The sequence below is a fragment of the Pseudomonas sp. GD03903 genome, from assembly GCF_029840045.1.
In the GTDB taxonomy this organism is placed as follows: Bacteria; Pseudomonadota; Gammaproteobacteria; order Pseudomonadales; family Pseudomonadaceae; genus Pseudomonas; species Pseudomonas pseudonitroreducens.
Window position 1 is genome coordinate 86799 of the sequence record NZ_JAOCBT010000009.1, and the last position, 17424, is coordinate 104222.

At 66.3% G+C, this 17424-nt stretch carries 13 protein-coding genes; 11 read left to right on the forward strand and 2 right to left on the reverse strand.

Going from position 1 to position 17424, the window contains the following annotated elements:
• The first annotated feature begins 83 nt into the window (after positions 1 to 83).
• The 6 genes from N5C91_RS16160 (at position 84) to N5C91_RS16185 (ending at position 10752) form a co-directional block, all read left to right on the forward strand.
• On the forward strand, positions 84 to 878 hold the full coding sequence (locus N5C91_RS16160; protein ID WP_279830482.1) for a helix-turn-helix transcriptional regulator: 795 nt from the start codon (positions 84 to 86) through the stop codon (positions 876 to 878).
• Positions 879 to 1043: 165 nt separating this feature from the next.
• Complete coding sequence (gene metE, locus N5C91_RS16165; protein WP_279830483.1) at positions 1044 to 3371, forward strand: 5-methyltetrahydropteroyltriglutamate--homocysteine S-methyltransferase; 2328 nt, start codon at positions 1044 to 1046, stop codon at positions 3369 to 3371.
• Between the two features lie 638 nt (positions 3372 to 4009).
• Entirely contained in the window at positions 4010 to 4783 is a 774-nt protein-coding gene (gene cobF / locus N5C91_RS16170; RefSeq protein WP_279830485.1) for a precorrin-6A synthase (deacetylating), read from the forward strand.
• Positions 4784 to 4918: 135 nt separating this feature from the next.
• Complete coding sequence (locus N5C91_RS16175) at positions 4919 to 5485, forward strand: cysteine dioxygenase family protein (protein ID WP_236174123.1); 567 nt, start codon at positions 4919 to 4921, stop codon at positions 5483 to 5485.
• 113 nt (positions 5486 to 5598) lie between these two features.
• Positions 5599 to 6732 carry a two-component system response regulator gene (locus N5C91_RS16180; protein ID WP_236174124.1) on the forward strand — a complete coding sequence of 378 codons (1134 nt, stop codon included), beginning with the start codon at positions 5599 to 5601 and terminating at the stop codon, positions 6730 to 6732.
• Positions 6733 to 6783: 51 nt separating this feature from the next.
• On the forward strand, positions 6784 to 10752 hold the full coding sequence (locus N5C91_RS16185; RefSeq protein ID WP_279830487.1) for a response regulator: 3969 nt from the start codon (positions 6784 to 6786) through the stop codon (positions 10750 to 10752).
• A gap of 34 nt (positions 10753 to 10786) precedes the next feature.
• On the opposite strand, the gene N5C91_RS16190 is transcribed toward N5C91_RS16185, so the two are convergent.
• A complete protein-coding gene (locus tag N5C91_RS16190; RefSeq protein WP_236174126.1) occupies positions 10787 to 11563 on the reverse strand; it encodes an IclR family transcriptional regulator in 777 nt (258 codons plus the stop codon).
• Positions 11564 to 11738: 175 nt separating this feature from the next.
• Here N5C91_RS16190 and N5C91_RS16195 point away from each other — a divergent pair, with 175 nt between their 5' ends.
• The 4 genes from N5C91_RS16195 to N5C91_RS16210 all read left to right on the forward strand — a co-directional run bounded on the left by N5C91_RS16195 (position 11739) and on the right by N5C91_RS16210 (position 15249).
• Positions 11739 to 12497: an ABC transporter substrate-binding protein gene (locus N5C91_RS16195; protein WP_279830489.1), complete on the forward strand. Its 759-nt coding sequence runs from the start codon at positions 11739 to 11741 to the stop codon at positions 12495 to 12497.
• 72 nt (positions 12498 to 12569) lie between these two features.
• On the forward strand, positions 12570 to 13226 hold the full coding sequence (locus N5C91_RS16200; protein ID WP_038803618.1) for an amino acid ABC transporter permease: 657 nt from the start codon (positions 12570 to 12572) through the stop codon (positions 13224 to 13226).
• Positions 13223 to 13966 carry an amino acid ABC transporter ATP-binding protein gene (locus N5C91_RS16205; RefSeq protein ID WP_045214550.1) on the forward strand — a complete coding sequence of 248 codons (744 nt, stop codon included), beginning with the start codon at positions 13223 to 13225 and terminating at the stop codon, positions 13964 to 13966. The genes N5C91_RS16200 and N5C91_RS16205 overlap by 4 nt, the downstream gene beginning before the upstream one ends.
• A complete protein-coding gene (locus N5C91_RS16210) occupies positions 13963 to 15249 on the forward strand; it encodes an FAD-binding oxidoreductase (protein ID WP_279830495.1) in 1287 nt (428 codons plus the stop codon). Before N5C91_RS16205 ends, N5C91_RS16210 begins: the two co-directional genes overlap by 4 nt.
• 23 nt (positions 15250 to 15272) lie before the next feature.
• Here N5C91_RS16210 and N5C91_RS16215 read toward each other — a convergent pair whose 3' ends face one another.
• Positions 15273 to 16049, reverse strand: coding sequence for a nuclear transport factor 2 family protein (locus N5C91_RS16215; RefSeq protein ID WP_279830497.1), 777 nt, complete (start codon positions 16047 to 16049; stop codon positions 15273 to 15275).
• Between the two features lie 220 nt (positions 16050 to 16269).
• Between N5C91_RS16215 and N5C91_RS16220 the strand changes: the two genes are divergently transcribed.
• Positions 16270 to 17364: a polyamine ABC transporter substrate-binding protein gene (locus N5C91_RS16220; protein WP_279830499.1), complete on the forward strand. Its 1095-nt coding sequence runs from the start codon at positions 16270 to 16272 to the stop codon at positions 17362 to 17364.
• Positions 17365 to 17424 lie beyond the last annotated feature (60 nt).

Below are 17424 nucleotides of genomic sequence, written 5' to 3' on the forward strand. Positions count from 1 at the left end.
TTTTCCTCATTACGGGCTGGTTTGGGCCGGAGAAAACGCTACCATCGGCAGTTCGTGGCCCACTTCCGTGAGAGAGACAAGCTATGCCGTCGACGGGACAGGATCCTCTGGCGCTTCCCGGCTTCACCACCCTGCCCCGGCCCGTGTGGCTGCGCGCATTCGACATGCCGGCCGGCCACAGCGTGGAGCCGCACAGCCATCCCTGGGGGCAACTGATGTACGCCGCCAGCGGAGTGCTGGAGGCCAGCACCGAGCAGCACGCCTGCCTCATCCCGCCACGCCGCGCCATGTGGCTGCCGGCAGGCGTATCCCACAGCGTAAGGGCACGGACGGCCGTGGTGTTCCGTAGCTTCTACCTGGCCCCGGAGATCGCCGCGGGGCTCGGCCCGTGCCGCGTGGTGGAGATCTCGCCGCTACTCGACAACCTCATCCAGCGCGCCAGCGAGTTCGCCAGCGACTACCCCGACGAAGGCCCGCAAGCCCGCCTGATGCAGGTGCTGGTGGATGAACTGCACAATGCGCCGGACTCCGGCCTGGACCTGCCGCTGCCGCGCGATGCCCGGCTGCGGCGGGTCACCGATCACCTGCAGGAACACCCCGGCGAGCGCCTGGGCATCGAAGACTGGGCACAGCGCGTGGGCGCCTCACGGCGCACCCTGGCGCGGCTGTTCCGCGACGAGACCGGGCTGTCGTTCCGCCAGTGGCGCGAGCGCGTCCGGCTGCTGGCGGCGCTGCCGAAGCTGGAGCGCGGTGAAGCGGTCACGCTGATTGCCGGTGAGCTGGGCTACGAATCCACCTCGGCCTTCATCGAGCTGTTCCAGCGCCAGCTCGGCACCTCGCCAGGGGCGCTGGCGCGGCAGATGCGCGGCAACGAGTAAGGGCGAGGCAGCCTGGAGGCATTGCCCATGGCGCGGCGCTGCGAAGTGCTCACCCGCGCAGCTCAACATGAAGATTTCTTGTATTCATCACGAGAACATTGAGTTTGTCTCATGATGCTTGCGCCGGGAGAATTTCCCCATCGTTGATTCATTGGAGAGATTCACATGGCGCTGGCACACAACCTCGGCTTTCCCCGCATCGGCCGCGACCGCGAGCTGAAGAAGGCCCAGGAGGCCTTCTGGAAGGGTGAACTGGATGAAGCCGGCCTGCGCGCCGTTGGCCGCGAGCTGCGCGCCGCCCACTGGCAGGTGCAGAAGAACGCCGGCATCGAGTTGCTGCCGGTGGGCGACTTCGCCTGGTACGACCAGGTCCTGACCCACTCGCTGACCTTCGGCGTGATCCCCGAGCGTTTCCGCTCGCATGGCGGCGCCAGGCCGACCCTGCAGACGCTGTTTTCCATGGCGCGTGGTGCTGTTGGAAACGACAGCAGTGCCGGTTGCTGCGGCGCCCATGGGCAACCCGTTCTTGCACTGGAGCTGACCAAGTGGTTCGACACCAACTACCACTACCTGGTCCCGGAGTTCAGTGCCGACCAGCAGTTCGAACTGAGCTGGGAACAGCTGTTCGAAGAGGTCGATGAGGCCAAGGCGCTTGGTCACAACGTCAAGCCGGTGGTGATCGGCCCGCTGACCTACCTCTGGCTGGGCAAGACCAAGGGCGGCGACTTCGACAAGCTTGACCTGGTCGAGCGCCTGCTGCCGCTCTACGGCCAGATCTTCCGCCGCCTCGCCGCCCAGGGCGTCGAATGGGTGCAGATCGACGAGCCGATCCTCGCCCTCGACCTGCCGCAGGACTGGAAAAACGCCTTCGAACGCACCTACAACCTGCTGCAGAGCGAGCCGCTGAAGAAACTCGTGGCCACCTATTTCGGCGGCCTGGATGACAACCTGGGGCTGGCCGCCGGCTTGCCGGTGGACGGCCTGCACCTGGACCTGGTGCGCGCGCCCGAGCAGTTCCCGAGCATCCTCGACCGCCTGCCGGCCTACAAGATTCTCTCCCTCGGCGTGGTCAACGGCCGCAATGTCTGGCGCTGCGATCTGGAGAAAAGCCTGGAGGTGCTGCGCCACGCCCATGATCGGGTCGGCGAGCGCCTCTGGGTCGCGCCCTCCTGTTCGCTGCTGCACAGCCCGGTGGACGTGGAGCGCGAAGACCAACTGGATGCCGAGCTGAAGAGCTGGCTGGCGTTTGCCGTACAGAAGTGCGCCGAAGTCGCGCTCCTCGCCCGCGCCGTCAATCAGCCCGACGCCCCGGAAACCCTCGCCGCCGTCGAGCGCAGCCGCGCCATTCAGGCCAGCCGCGCCGCATCGCCGCGCATCCACAAGCCGCAAGTGAAGGCGCGCCTGGCCGCCGTGCAAGCCGCCGACAGCCAGCGCCAGTCGCCGTTTGCCGAGCGCATCGTGGAGCAGCGCGCCAGGCTGAACCTGCCGGACTTCCCCACCACCACCATCGGTTCCTTCCCGCAGACCTCGGCCATCCGCCTGGCGCGCCAGGCCTTCCGGCAGGGCAAGCTCAGCACCGCCGACTACACCGAGGCGATGCACAGAGAGATTCGCCACGCCGTGGAAATCCAGGAGCACCTGGGGCTGGACGTGCTGGTGCACGGCGAGGCCGAGCGCAACGACATGGTCGAGTACTTCGCCGAGCAGCTCGACGGCTACCTCTTCACCCGCTTCGGCTGGGTACAGAGCTACGGCTCGCGCTGCGTGAAGCCGGCGGTGATCTACGGCGACCTGAGCCGCCCGCAAGCGATGACCGTGGAGTGGATCCGCTACGCCCAGAGCCTCACCCGCAAGGTGATGAAAGGCATGCTGACCGGCCCGGTGACCATGCTGATGTGGTCCTTCCCGCGCGAGGACATTTCCCGCGAAGCGCAGGCGCGGCAACTGGCGCTGGCGATCCGTGACGAGGTGGTCGACCTGGAAGCCGCGGGCATCCGCATCGTGCAGATCGACGAGGCCGCCTTCCGCGAAGGCCTGCCGCTGCGTCGCAGCGACTGGGGCCGCTACCTCGATTGGGCCACCGAGGCCTTCCGTCTGTGTGCATCCGGGGTGCGCGACGACACCCAGATCCATACGCACATGTGCTACAGCGAGTTCAACGACGTGATCGAATCCATCGCCGCCATGGACGCCGACGTCATCACCATCGAGACCTCGCGCTCGGACATGGAGCTGCTGGAAGCCTTCGAGAAGTTCGAATACCCCAACGAGATCGGCCCCGGCGTGTATGACATCCACTCGCCGCGCGTACCGGGCAAGGACGAGATGGTCAAGCTGCTGCGCAAGGCAGCGCAGCGCATTCCCGCCGAGCGCCTCTGGGTCAACCCCGACTGCGGCCTGAAGACCCGCGCCTGGCCGGAGACGGAAGCCGCACTGGTGAACATGGTCGCGGCCGCCCGCGAGTTGCGCAGGGATGTGGCGCTGCTGGGCTGAACGCGGGTCGATGACACCCCGTAGGGCGCATAACGCCCCAGGCGTTATCCGCCACGGCGGATAACCCGTGCCGGGTTATCCGCCCTACGTTGCTGGGCTGAGCGGTTAGTTACGCCGCGCCGAAGGTGAACGATGCGAACCTCGCTGCGACGTTGAAACATCGCGGACAGAGTCCGCTCCTACGAGATACCTCTGCGCTTGGGCCATCCCTCACCCTAGCCCTCTCCCAAGGGGAGAGGGGACCGTTCGGTGCAGGATGAAACGTCGGCACTAGCCGGCACGGACTGCTCCCTCTCCCTGAGGAGCGGGGCGCGCAGCCAGGGTTGGGGTGAGGGGGGATACGCAGCGACGGACTATCCAGCCCCGTAGGGCGCATAACGCCCCAGGCGTTATCCGCCACGGCGGATAACCCGTGCCGGGTTATGCGCCCTACGTTGCTGCGACGTTGAAACAACGCGGACAAAGTCCGCTCCTGCGACTCCGAATTCGCGCGTAGGAGCGGACTCCGTCCGCGATCGGCCTCGCCCCGCAGCGGACCATCGGCAAACACCCGCAACAGCGCGTCGATCCGGCAGATGAGCATGTCGCCGGACAGGCGTAGTCTTGAAGCCCTTCGATCCACGGCATGCAGGCCCTACATGAAGCAGCTGCTCATCATCGGCATCGGCGCGGGCGATCCCGAGTACCTCACCGTCCAGGCCATCAACGCGATGAACCGCGCGGATGTGTTCTTCCTGATGGACAAAGGCGCGAGCAAGGACAAGCTGATCCAGTTGCGCCGCGACATCCTCCAGCGCTATGTCTCCCGCTCCGATTACCGCATCGTCGAAGCCGACAGTCCGGAACGCGTGCGTGAAGGCGATTACGCTGGCCAGGTGCGCGACCTGAACCAGGCCAAGCAGCAGGTATTCGAACGCCTGATCGCCGCTGAACTGCAAGACGGCCAGTGCGGTGCCTTCCTCGTCTGGGGCGACCCATCGCTGTACGACAGCACCCTGCGCATCCTCGACGCCATCCAGCGCGAGGGCCGCGTCAGCTTCGACTACCAGGTGATCCCCGGCATCACCAGCGTCCAGGCCCTGGCCGCGCGCCACAAGGTGCCGCTCAACGCCATTGGCCAATCGGTGCACATCACCACCGGTCGGCGCCTGGCAGAAGGCTTTCCGGATAACGCCGAAAGCGTCGTGGTGATGCTCGACGCCGAGGACGCCTACCGCCAGCTGGATGACCCGCAGCTGGAAATCTACTGGGGCGCCTATGTCGGTACAGCGGACGAAATCCTGCGCAGCGGCAGGCTCGCCGAGGTTGCTGAAGACATCCAGCGCACCCGCCGCGAAGCCCGCGAGGCCAACGGCTGGATCATGGACACCTACCTGCTGCGGCGCACGCCGAAGGACGCCGAGGGCGAGTGACGCACTCGGCGTCATCCGCCGAAATGGCCGATGACCCGTGCCGAACTATCCGTCCTGCGGCGCCGCGCAGGCTTGGCAAAAGCGGCTAGAGTGATTGGTCGTTGTGTCGCGAAAGCCCTCCGGAGCGCACCGCTCATGCCCAACGCCAGCCTTTCCCGCTTCATCGACCACGCCACGCAGCTCAGCCGACAGGAATCCGAACCTTGCCAGTGTGTCGCCTCGCTGGCGCCCTTCATGATGGAACTGCTGGCGCATGCCGGCGACTTCCTCGAGGCGCACCACTACCAGAGCGACCCGAGCCACTACGCGCGCAACCTGGTCTACCAGGCGCCTGACGACAACCTGTCGCTCTATGCCCTGGTGTGGTCGCCGGGCCAGTGGACGCCAGTGCACGACCACGGAAGCTGGGGCGTGGTGGGCATAGTCGAAGGCGTGCTGGAGGAGCGCAGCTATGTCTGCCTGTCCGCCGACCGCAACCGCGACGAGGGCATCGAACTGGTCAAGGGCGGCATGATCCTGCTGCCACCGGGAGCCGTGACCAGCTTCGTCCCCAACCCCGACCATATCCATGTCACTGGCGTCCCTGCCGACCGTCCGCGCGCCGTGAGCCTTCACCTCTACGGGCGGATGATGAACAACTACCACATCTACGACGTCGAGGCCGGCACGCGGCACTTCGTCGAAGTGGAACACAACGGTTGAGGCTGTCGCCGGCCTCTCTCCCTGGGCGAGAGGCTTGAACGGCGCGGTCTATACTGATTTCCGCGCGCAGGAAGGAATTGCTCTGGCGCGCCCCTTTCGGCGGAGGATGGTCAATGAATGAGCCTGGTCCCGTTGTTCGTCCGACAGTCCTGATCGTCGACGATGCTCCCGAGAACCTGACGCTCCTCTCGGAGCTGCTCAAGTTGCTGTATCGCGTCAAGGCCGCCCGCACCGGCGAGAAGGCCTTGCAGATCGCCCACTCCGACGAGCCGCCGGACATCATCCTGCTGGATGTGATGATGCCCGGCATGAATGGCTTCGAGGTCTGCCGGCGGTTGCGCGAGGACCCGCGAACGAGCGGCATCCCGGTCATTTTCATCACCGCGCAGGGCACCGCCGATAATGAAATACGCGGCCTCGAACTCGGCGCGGTGGACTACCTGACCAAGCCGATCAATCCACCGACCGTGCTGATGCGCGTGGACAACCAGTTGCGCATCAAGGCCGCCGCCGACTTCCTGCGCGACCAGAACGAATTCCTCGAGCAGGAAGTGCAGCGGCGAACCCGCGAAGTGGCGGCAATCCAGGATGTGACCATCCTGGCCATGGCCTCCCTGGCGGAGACCCGTGACAACGAGACCGGCAACCACATCCGGCGCACCCAGCATTACGTCAGCGCATTGGCCGAGCACCTGCGGCAGCACCCGCGCTTCGTTGCCGAACTGGACGACGAGACCCGTCACCTGCTGTTCAAGTCGGCGCCGCTGCACGACATCGGCAAGGTCGGCATCCCGGACCACATCCTGCTCAAGCCGGGCCGACTGACCAGCGAAGAGTTCGAGATCATGAAGCAGCACACCACGCTGGGGCTCGAAGCCCTGGCGAAGGCCGAGGAGCGCCTCGGCATGGACGTGCCCTTCCTGCGCCTGGCCAAGCAGATCGCCTACGGCCATCACGAGAAATGGGACGGTTCAGGCTATCCCCAGGGCCTCGCCGGCGATGCGATCCCGCTGTCGGCGCGGCTGATGGCGGTGGCCGACGTCTACGACGCGCTGATCAGCCGACGCATCTACAAGAACGCCATGCCGCACGAGGCCGCCGTCGACTACATCCGCGGCCAGCGCGGGCAGCATTTCGATCCCGACGTGGTGGATGCCTTCGTCGCGCTGCAGGACGAGTTCCGCCACATCGCCGAGCGCTTCGGCGACCACACCGCCCTTTCTGCCGAGGTCGGCACGCCTGGTTGAGCAACCCGTGCTGTTCATCGCTCCAGGACAGACCCGCCAGGAGGCGGCCCGATGGTGAATCCCCTCGGTTTTCTACAGCAGTTGAAGCTGGGAACCCGGCTGGTGATCGGGTTTGGCGGCATCCTCCTGTTTGCCCTGTCCATTGGCCTTTACAGCCTGTACGTGCAGCGCGAGCAGAACCAGCGGATCACCCAGATCTACGAGAAGGAGATGCTCGGCCTCTCGCATATCGATGCCGCCCGCGTGGCCCTCGCGGGCATGGGCCGGAGCGTCCGCCAGGCGGTGCTCGCCGCGGACGCGGGCGCCAGGGCGCAGGCGCTGGAGCAGCTCAAGGAGGCCAAGGCGACCCTGCGCGAGGAAGTCGAACAGTCGCGTCCGCTCATCTATCGCTCCAATGCCCAGCAGGAACTGACCCGCTTCGAGGTCGCCTACGAGGAGTACCAGGGACAGGTCGACCGGGTCCTGCAGCTCAACGACCAACCCGCCAGCGCGGGCCGCTCATCGGACATCGCCGCCATCGCCCTGCTCTCCTCCACCCAGTTGCAGCGCCCCGGCGAGGTCGCCAACCAGGCCCTGTCCGAAGTGGCGCAGATCAAGCGCGCGGGTGCGGACCTGGAAGTCAATCGCGCCTCCGAGCACTTCCTGCGCAGCGTCGAGCTGACCTTCTGGTTGCTCGCGCTGTGCGTCGGCGGCGGATTCCTCTTCGGGGTCCTCATCAGCCTGTCGATTCGCCGCCCGGCGGAAAGCCTGCGGCACTCGGTCGATGCACTGAGCAAGGGCCAGCTGGACGTGGAGGTGCCCTTCCAGGACTACCCCAACGAAATTGGCGAGATGGCGCGGGCGATCACTGCGCTGCAGTCCGAAGCCCGGCAGATGGCCGACCAGCGCTGGGTGAAGACCCAGGTCGCGGCCCTCAGCACGGCAATGCAATCGGTTGCCGGCTCGAACCAGCTGGGCGATCGCACCCTCGACACACTGGCACCATTGCTGGGTTTGCGCCGCGCGACCCTGTATGTCCACGAGGAGCACAACGCTGAACTGCTGCTGTTGGGCAGCTACGCGGCGCCCGCTGACCAGCCGCGGCGCCTGGGCGTGGGCCAGGACCTGGTCGGCCAGTGTGCGAAACAGCGTGAGCCGATTCATTTGCAGCAGCCCGCCCAGCGCTTTCAGGACGACTACGCCCCGGCGCTGTTTGTCGACGTGTTGCCGCTGATCCACGGTGAACGCCTGGTCGGCGTGCTGGCCCTGGAAAGCCCGGAGGCGCTCGCGCATAGCCGGCGAACGCTGCTCGACGAACTGCTCCCGCTGCTCGCCATGAACCTGGAAATCCGCGAACGCAGCTCACGTACCGAGCAGCTGCTGGCGGAAACCCTCACCCAGGCCGAGCTGATGGAGCAGCAGTCCCAGGCTCTGCAGGAAAGCGAGCAACGCCTGCAGTACATCCTCGATTGCAGCCCGGTCAGCGTCGCCATTTCGACCCAGGATCACCTGCACCTGGCCAACCCGGCCTTCATCGAGACCTTCGGTCTCACGGTCGGCGATGCCACGTCCGGGCTCTACGTCGAACCGGCCGACCGCGAGGTGGTGTGGAGCGCCATGCATGCCGGCGAACGGATGGTCGAACGGGAAATGCGCTTGCGCGACCGCGACGGCAAGGAACGCGACATCTTCGCTACGTTCCTGCCCATCCATCACCTGGGCGAATTCGCCGTGCTCGGCTGGTTGTACGACATCACCCAGCGCAAGCAGGCCGAACAGCAGATGCGCCGCGCCAAGGAGCTGGCGGAGGAAGCGACGCGGGCCAAGAGCGAGTTCCTGGCCAACATGAGCCACGAAATCCGCACACCGATGAACGTCATCATCGGCATGAGCAGCCTGGCGCTGAAGAGCGGGCTGGATGCCCGGCAGCACAACTACGTGCAGAAGGTCCACCGCTCCGCCGAAGGGCTGCTGGGAATCATCAACGACATCCTCGACTTCTCCAAGATCGAGGCCGGGATGATGCACGTGGAGCGCGTCGAGTTCCGCCTGGAAGACGTGCTCGAGCAATTCTCCGGGCTGGTCGGCTTCAAGGCCGAGGAGAAGTCCCTGGAGCTGCTCTTCCAGCTGAGCCAGGAATTGCCGACCTCGCTGATCGGCGATCCGCTGCGGCTGGGACAGGTCCTGCTGAACCTGGGCAACAACGCCGTGAAGTTCACCGAGCGCGGGGAAATCGTCCTTGGCATCGAGCCACTGGTGCTTGGCCCACAGGAGGCGGACCTGCACTTCTGGCTGCGCGACACCGGCATCGGCATGACCGCCGAGCAATGCGGGCGCATGTTCCAGTCCTTCATCCAGGCCGATTCGTCCACCTCACGCCGCTATGGCGGCACCGGGCTGGGGCTGTCGATCTCCAGGAGCCTGGTGGAGCTCATGGGCGGAAAGATCTGGGTGGACAGCGAGCCGGGCAAAGGCTCGGTGTTCCACTTCCACGCGCACTTCGGCATCCCGCCAGGCGCGGCGCCCCGGCGCATGCTGCAGGCGAGCGAAATGCTCGGTGTACGGGCCCTGGTAGTCGACGACAACGCCTCGGCTCGGGAGATTCTCTCGGGCATGGCCTTGAGCTACGGCCTGGAAGTCGACGTCGCGCGCAATGGCAGCGAGGCGCTCGAATGGATCCGCGAGGCCGAACTGCGGCAGCTGTCGTACCAACTGGTGCTGGTCGACTGGCAGATGCCGGGGATGGATGGCATCGAGGTGGTCGCGCGGCTGCACGATGGCCACTGCGAGAATATCCCGGCGGTGATCATGGTCACCGCGTTCGGCCGCGAAGAAGCCCTGGATGCCGCGCAGGAGCGTGGTGTCGAACTGGGCACCGTACTGACCAAGCCGGTGACCCCCTCCACGCTGCTGGAGTCGATCAATATCGCCCTGGGCGGGCAGAGCCCCGTCGAACCGCGCAGCCGCGAACGCCAGAGCGCCGCAGACGATGCCATGGCCGGCCTGGCCGGCAGCCGCGTGCTGCTGGTGGAGGACAATGAGCTGAACCAGGAACTGGCGCTGGAGCTGCTGGGTGACGCCGGCATCGACATCGTGCTGGCCTGCAACGGCCAGGAAGCGCTGGACCGGCTGGCCGTCGACCAACGCTTCGATGGCGTGCTGATGGACTGCCAGATGCCCGTACTCGACGGCTATGCGGCCACCCGTGCATTACGCCTGCGTCCGCAGCTGGCGCAGTTGCCGATCATCGCCATGACCGCCAACAACATGGCCGGCGACCGCGAACTGGCGCTGGCCGCCGGCATGAACGACCACATCGCCAAGCCCATCGACCCGGCAGCGATGTTCCTGACCCTCTCGCGCTGGATAAAGCCGCGCCCCCGCGAAACGGCCGCCAGTGCCGCGGTGGCCATCGCCCGCGCAGACGGCCCGTTCGACCTGCCCGGCATCGATAGCCAGGCCGGACTCGCCACCTGTGCCGGCAAGACCGCGCTGTATGAACGGCTGTTGCGGCGCTTCCACACGAGCTATGCGGATTTCGCCGGCGAGTTCCGCGCGCTGGACCCGGGTAGCGACCCGCAAGCGCAACGCCGCGCCGCCCATACCCTGCGCGGCGCCGCCGGCAATATCGGCGCCCAGGCCCTGGCCCGGGCGGCGGCCGCGCTGGAAGACGCGTGCCAGGCGCAGGCTTCGCAGACACTGATCGCGCGCCTGCTGCTCGACCTGCAGGCCGAGCTGGAAGTCGTCCTGGCCGGGCTCGCGGAACATCTCGCAGCGCAACCGCCAGCCATTGCGCAGCCCGCCATGAGCGACGCCGAGGCAGCCGCCCTGCTCCGGCAATTGCAGGACGCGCTGGCGCAAAGCGATACCAGCGCCGGTGACCTTGTCGGCCGCCTGCGGGTCTTCTACCGGGCTTCGCCCAGGGCCGCGCAACTGGAGGACGTGGCCGCGGCCATCGAAGGCTTCGACTTCGAGCAGGCGCTGGCGCATCTGCACAGGCTGCTGGATGACGAACCCTCGGGCCTGCAGGTGCAACCCTGAGGGCATGCCGGAGCGCGCATGCCGGAACCTTGCGTCAAAGCGTCCTGATCGAGGTGCTGATCGCCCGCGCGCACTCGATGGCCGCCGGCGCCAGGCGCCGTTCGGCATCTTCGCGGGTCCAGCGGCTGGTGGGCGCCACCACGTGCACCGAAGCCACCGGGCGCCCCTGGCTGTTGCGCACCGGAGCGGCCACCGCCATGTCGCCCAGGAACAGCTCCTCGCTGTTGATCGCATAGCCCTTGCGGCGAATCTCGGCGATCTCGGCGAGGATTTCCTCCAGCGAAGTGCGGGTGTACTGGGTGTGGCTGGAGAGGTCGCTGCCCTGCAGCAACTCCAGCACTTCATCATCGCTCAGCGCACTGAGGAAGGCGCGCCCGGAGGCGGTGCAGTACATGGGAATGCGGCTGCCGATGGGCAGGTGGATCGGGATGAATTTCGGCCCGACGAACCGCGCCACATAGAGCATGTCGGTGCGCACCGGCTCGGTGAGGTTGGTGGTCTCGCCGGTGGTCTGTGCCAATTCCGCGAGGAAGGGGTTGGCGACATCCACCAGGGTATCGGCGGCGAGGTAGTTGTAGCCGATCTCCATCACCTGCGGAGTCAGCTGGAAGCGCTTGGTCTGCGGATGCTTGCTGACGTAGCCCAGCGCCTCGAGGGTATGGATCATCCGCTGCGCGGAACTCTTGGTGATGTCGGCCGCCTCGGCTACCTCGGCCAGGTTCATGGTGCGATTGCGTGCATTGAAGGCACGCAACACCGCCAGGCCCTTTTCCAGCGACTGGTTGAACAGGCTGTTTTCGTTGTCGCTCATGTCTCGTCCTTGGGAAGAACAGGCCTTATAAGGCCATGAATATCGATATGCGATATTTATAAATCTCTTTACGATTCTTGTAAATCATTTATATTGCAGCCAACGCCTCCTGCCGATACTCGAGGCTATCCATAACGCATAAAGACAACAAACCGCGTCAAATGGGAGTTCATCCATGCATCCTCGCCTCCGCGTGTTTTCCTGCGCCCTCGCGCTCGTCGCCAGCTGCGCCGCATCCCTTGCCGCCCAGGCCGAACCTCTGAAAGTCGGCGCCACCGCCACCGGCGTTCCCTTCACCTTCCTCGACGTCAAGACCAACAGCATCCAGGGCATGATGGTCGACTCCGCCCAGGCCGTGGCCAAGGCCGGCGGCTTCGACGTGGAAATCGCCCAGACCACCTTCGCCGCCCTGATCCCCTCGCTCACCGCGAAGAAGATCGACCTGATCTCCGCCGCCATGCTGCGCACGCCCGAGCGGGAGAAAGTGGTGCAGTACTCCGACCCGGTGTTCGAGTACGGCGAGGGCCTGGTGGTACGCGCCGACGACGACAAGGCCTACACCAGCATGGATGACTTCAAGGGCGAGATCGTTGGCGCCCAGGTCGGCACCATCTTCATCGACAAGCTCAACCAGCGCGGCATCTTCAAGGAAGTGCGCGGCTACGACTCCCTCGCCGACCTCACCCGCGACCTGGCCCTGGGGCGCATCAAGGCCGGCTTCGGCGACCACCCGATCCTCGCCTACCAGATGGCCAAGGGCACGCTGAAAAAAGTGCGCCTGGTGGACAGCTACCAGCCGCAGATCAAGGGCGAAGTCTGCCTGATCCTGCGCCGGGGCGACCCGGCTCTGCTCGCCCAGGTGAACAAGGGCATCGCCAGCATCAAGGCCGACGGCACGCTGGCCGGCATCATCGGCAAGTGGCACCTCGACTGAGCCTCGCCACCCTTCCGCGCTCCCTGCGCCCGGCCACGGGCGCTCTCTGATTTCCGCTCACGGACACTTCCCATGTTTCTCCAGAATGCTCTGGACTTCCTGCCCATTCTCCTGAGTGGCGCGGTGGTCACCGTGCAGGTCACGATTGCGTCGTTCCTGCTCAGCTCCCTCATCGGCCTGGCCTTCGCCCTGATGATGGTGTCGAAGATTCGCGCCGTCGCGCTGTTCGGCATCTCCGTGGTCAACGTGATCCGCGGCCTGCCGATCATCGTGCAGCTGTTCTACATCTACTTCGTGCTGCCGGACTTCGGCGTGCAGCTCAGCGCCATGCAGGCCGGCATCATCGGCCTGGGCATCGCCTACTCGGCGTACCAGGCGGAGAACTTCCGCGCCGGCATCCAGGCCATCCAGCAGGGGCAGATCGAAGCCGCCGAATCCCTCGGCATGCGCGGCCCGATGATCATGCGCCGGGTGGTGCTGCCGCAGGCCTTCCGCATCGCCCTGCCGCCCTACGGCAACACCCTGGTGATGATGCTCAAGGACTCCTCGCTGGTGTCCACCATCACCGTTGCCGAGATGACCCGCGCCGGCCAGCTGATCGCCTCCTCGACCTTCGAGAACATGACCGTCTACACCCTGGTGGCCCTGCTCTACCTGGCCCTGAGCCTGCCGCTGTCGTATGCCCTGCGCCGTCTCGAAGCGCGCATCGCCACGAGGAAGAAAGCATGATCCGCATCCAGTCGCTGCACAAAAGCTACGGCAGCACCCGTGTCCTCGAAGGCATCGACCTGTCCGTGGAGAGCGGCCAGGTGGTGTGCCTGATCGGCCCATCCGGCTCGGGCAAGTCCACCCTGTTGCGCTGCATCAACGGCCTGGAGACCTACGAGGGCGGCGACATCCTGGTCGGCCAGGAGCGTGTCGACCGCCACGCCAACTCCATCCACGAGATCCGCACCCAGGTGGCGATGGTGTTCCAGCGCTTCAACCTGTTCCCCCACCGCACCGCGCTGCAGAACGTCATGGAAGGCCCGGTGTACGTGAAGAAGGAGCGCCCGGAAGCAGCCCGCGAGCACGCCCGCGCGCTGCTGGAAAAGGTCGGCCTGAGCCATCGCATGGACGCCTACCCGGACGAACTCTCCGGCGGCCAGCAGCAGCGCGTGGCCATCGCCCGCGCTCTGGCCATGCGGCCCAAGGCAATCCTCTTTGACGAGCCGACCTCGGCGCTGGACCCGGAGCTGGTCGGTGAAGTCCTGGCGGTGATGCGCAAGCTCGCCGACGAAGGCATGACCATGGTGGTGGTGACCCACGAGATGGGCTTCGCCCGCGAAGTGGCGGACAAGGTGTGCTTCCTCTATGGCGGGCGCATCGTCGAGGAAGGCGCGGCCAAGGACGTGCTTGGCGCACCCAGCCAGCCGCGCACCCAGGAATTCCTCCGCCGCCTGCTCAACACCGATGGAGGCCAGGCATGAACGCCCAGCCCCTGGCGCTACCGCCCTCGCTCTGGGCAGCCACCGCGAACGCCGGCCCGGCAACCCCGGCGCTGGCTGAAGACAAACAGGTCGACGTCGCCATCGTCGGCGCCGGCTACACCGGGCTGGTCACCGCCCTGCACCTGGCCCGCAGTGGCGTGCGCGTCTGCGTGCTGGACGCCGGCGAGCCTGGCTGGGGCGCTTCCGGGCGCAACGGCGGGCAGGTGATTCCCGGCCTCAAGCATGATCCCGACGATCTGCGCCGGATGTTCGGCGGCGCGCAGGCCGAGCGCCTGATCGACGTTGCCGGGGGCGCTGCCGATGAAGTCTTCGAGCTGATCCGCCGCTACGACATCGACTGCGAAGCCACCCGCAAGGGCTGGATTCAACCGGCCGCCTCACCGGCCGCCCTGCGCGCCATCGAGAAGCGCGCCGAACAGTGGCGCCAGCGCGGCGTGCCGGTGGAAATGCTCGACAAGAGCAGCGTCGCCCAGCGCATCGGCAGCAACGACTACCTCGGCGCCTGGGTCGACCCGCGCGCCGGCAGCGTGCAACCGCTGAGCTACGTGCGCGGCCTGGCCCGCGCTGCGCTGAGCGAAGGCGCCGCGATCCACGGGCACAGCCGGGTGACCGACCTGCGCCGCCACGGCAACGGCTGGCAGCTCACTGCGTCCACCGGGCACAGCGTGACTGCCGAGCGCGTTGTCCTCGCCACCAACGGCTACACCGACGACCTGTGGCCGAAGCTGCGGCAGACGGTGATCGCCGCCAACAGCTTCATCGTCGCCACCAGACCCTTGCCGGAGCACCTGCGGCGCAGCGTGCTGCCGGGTGGCGAGGTCTGCTCGGATGCCCGTCGCCTGCTGCTGTACTTCAAGCAGGATGCCCGCGGCCGGCTATTGCTGGGTGGCCGCGGGCCGTTCGCCGAGCCGCGCTCGCCCGGTGACTGGCTGCATCTGAAGCGTTCGCTGCTGGGGCTGTTCCCGCAACTGGCCGAGGTCGAGTTCGAGTACCAGTGGAGTGGCCGCGTGGCGCTGACGCCGGACTTCATGCCGCGGCTGCACGAACCGGCGCCGAACCTGAGCATCCTGCTGGGCTACAACGGCCGCGGCATCGCCATGGCTTCCGCCCTGGGCCGGCACCTGGCCGAGCGCCTGCTGGATCGCGAGAAGGACTTCCCCTTCCCGGTCACGCCGGTACGGCCGATCCCCTTCCACGGTCTGCAACGCCTCTATCTCGGCGTCGGTATCGCCTGGTACCGGCTGCTCGACGCGGTCCTCTGAGCGAGCCCGGCCTGGCGCCTGCGTCAGGCCGGGTCTCTTCCCCCCTGCATGGCCGCCAGGTACGCACGCGGCGGCTGCCCGGTGTGCTCGCGGAAGCAGCGGTAGAACACCGACAGCGAATTGAAGCCCACCGCGAACGCCAGTTCGTCGATGCGTGCCGCCGGTTCCTCGCGCAGGCGCTCCAGCAGGTGGCCGATACGCGCCTGGTTCAGGTAGCGGTAGAAACTCTGCCCGAGCACCTGGTTGAGCAGATAGGAGATCTGGTTGCGCGTGTAGCCGGTGGCCCGCGCCAGGCGCTCCAGGTCCATCTCCGGATCGAGATAGGGATGGGCGCTGCCGAAGTACGACTCGATATCCAGCAGCATCTTGCCCACCTGGGCGGAGTTCAGGCCCAGGCGGCGCTGGTCCTTGACGCCCTCCTCGCGCTGTTCGCGCACCGGCGTGGCATATTCGTGGACACGCCAGATCAGCCCGTCGCGCACGGTGATCGCCTCGCTGGCGCGGAACGACGCCAGCCGGCTGCTGCGCCGCAGCGTCAGGCGCGAGCGGTACTGGATGAACGCGGTGTCACCGTCGGCACGAATCTGGTCGATATGCTCGATGTGATGTTGCGGGCTTCGCGGCATGGCCGTGCGGATGTAGCCGGGCAACTCGCTGGCGGGAATTTCCAGGTCATTGTAGAAGTCGCAGTACTGCACCTGCGGATGGAACATCGCCAGCACGCCGTCGACGTCGCGGTTCATCCAGCACTGGTGGTAGCGCGTGACCACTTCGCGGGTGCGCTCGGTTTCTTCATTCATGGTTTTCCCTCCGCCCAGGCCCGCAGCGTAGGGCGCGAGTATCGCGCTGCACAGTGCCGCGGGTCCGCAGCAGCATCGCCGATTCCGCCCGTGCACGGAAGAACGACGAAAAACCCCGCCACGCCTAGTTTTCGGCCAGGGCCGAGAACAATAGAACAGTGCCCATTTCCCACCTGCCGATCGCATTGGCGCCGCGCAAGCCGGCGCCCCAGGAGTGAAGATGAACAAGCGTGCTTTGGGTTGTCTGGCCGGCTTGCTGGCCGGTGCCGCGTTGCCGGCACTGGCGGCGCCGCAAGAGGTGCATTTCGCCAACTGGGCCGACTACATCGGGCCGACCGTGCTGCAGGACTTCCAGAAGGAAACCGGGATCAAGGTGGTGCTCGACGCCTTCGAATCCGATGAAGTGCTGGAAGCCAAGCTGCTCACCGGGCATTCCGGCTTCGACGTGGTGGTGCCCTCGGCGGACTTCCTCGCCCGCCAGCTCAAGGCCGGCGTGTACCGCCCGCTGGATGACGCGCTGCTGCCCAACCGCAAGAACCTCGACCCTGACCTGCTGGCCCGCGTAGCACAATCCGACCCGGGCAACCGCTTCGCCGTACCGTATCTCTGGGGCACCGTCGGCATCGGCTACAACCCGGCCAAGGTCAAGGCCGCGCTGGGCGCCGACGCACCGCTGGACTCCTGGGACCTGGTGTTCAAGCCGGAGAACCTGGCCAAGCTCAAGGGCTGCGGCGTGGCCTTCCTCGACTCGCCGGCGAAGATCCTGCCGCTGGCTTTGCACTACCTCGGCAAGGACCCGAACAGCAACAACCCGGCGGACTACGAGGCCGGCACCAAGCTGCTGGAAAGCCTCAAGCCCTCGGTGACCTACTTCAGCTCCACCAAATACATCGCCGACCTCGCCAACGGCAACGTCTGCATCGCCATCGGCTTCTCCGGCGACGTGCTGCAGGCACAGAAGAGCGCCCAGGAAGCCGGCGGCGCAGTGGACGTCGAATACAGCGTACCGAAGGAAGGCACCAACATCTGGTTCGACAACCTGGCCATCCCCAAGGACGCACGCAACCCCGAAGGCGCCCACGCCTTCATCAACTACCTGCTGCGCCCGGACGTGATCGCCAGGACCAGCGACTACCTGCACTACGCCAACGCCAACGTGCCGGCCAAGGCACTGATGGATGAGAAAGTCCGCAGCAATCCGGCGGTCTATCCGGACGCGCAACTGGTCAAGGGCATGTACGTCAGCCTGCCGCCCAGCCCATCGATCCTGCGCCTGATCACCCGCGACTGGAGCCGGATCAAGTCCGGGGTCTGACGACTGGACCTCTACCGGGAATGCCTGGGCGCCGGATGCGCCCAGGATCACCCTGTATCG

Coding starts and splice junctions, on each gene's coding strand:
- N5C91_RS16190 (WP_236174126.1), bottom strand. CDS start 11,563: ATGAGCGACAACGAAAACAGCCTGTTCAACCAGTCGCTGGAAAAGGGC.
- N5C91_RS16200 (WP_038803618.1), top strand. CDS start 12,570: ATGTTTCTCCAGAATGCTCTGGACTTCCTGCCCATTCTCCTGAGTGGC.
- N5C91_RS16210 (WP_279830495.1), top strand. CDS start 13,963: ATGAACGCCCAGCCCCTGGCGCTACCGCCCTCGCTCTGGGCAGCCACC.
- N5C91_RS16160 (WP_279830482.1), top strand. CDS start 84: ATGCCGTCGACGGGACAGGATCCTCTGGCGCTTCCCGGCTTCACCACC.
- N5C91_RS16175 (WP_236174123.1), top strand. CDS start 4,919: ATGCCCAACGCCAGCCTTTCCCGCTTCATCGACCACGCCACGCAGCTC.
- N5C91_RS16180 (WP_236174124.1), top strand. CDS start 5,599: ATGAATGAGCCTGGTCCCGTTGTTCGTCCGACAGTCCTGATCGTCGAC.
- N5C91_RS16220 (WP_279830499.1), top strand. CDS start 16,270: ATGAACAAGCGTGCTTTGGGTTGTCTGGCCGGCTTGCTGGCCGGTGCC.
- N5C91_RS16195 (WP_279830489.1), top strand. CDS start 11,739: ATGCATCCTCGCCTCCGCGTGTTTTCCTGCGCCCTCGCGCTCGTCGCC.
- N5C91_RS16205 (WP_045214550.1), top strand. CDS start 13,223: ATGATCCGCATCCAGTCGCTGCACAAAAGCTACGGCAGCACCCGTGTC.
- cobF (WP_279830485.1), top strand. CDS start 4,010: ATGAAGCAGCTGCTCATCATCGGCATCGGCGCGGGCGATCCCGAGTAC.
- N5C91_RS16185 (WP_279830487.1), top strand. CDS start 6,784: ATGGTGAATCCCCTCGGTTTTCTACAGCAGTTGAAGCTGGGAACCCGG.
- N5C91_RS16215 (WP_279830497.1), bottom strand. CDS start 16,049: ATGAATGAAGAAACCGAGCGCACCCGCGAAGTGGTCACGCGCTACCAC.
- metE (WP_279830483.1), top strand. CDS start 1,044: ATGGCGCTGGCACACAACCTCGGCTTTCCCCGCATCGGCCGCGACCGC.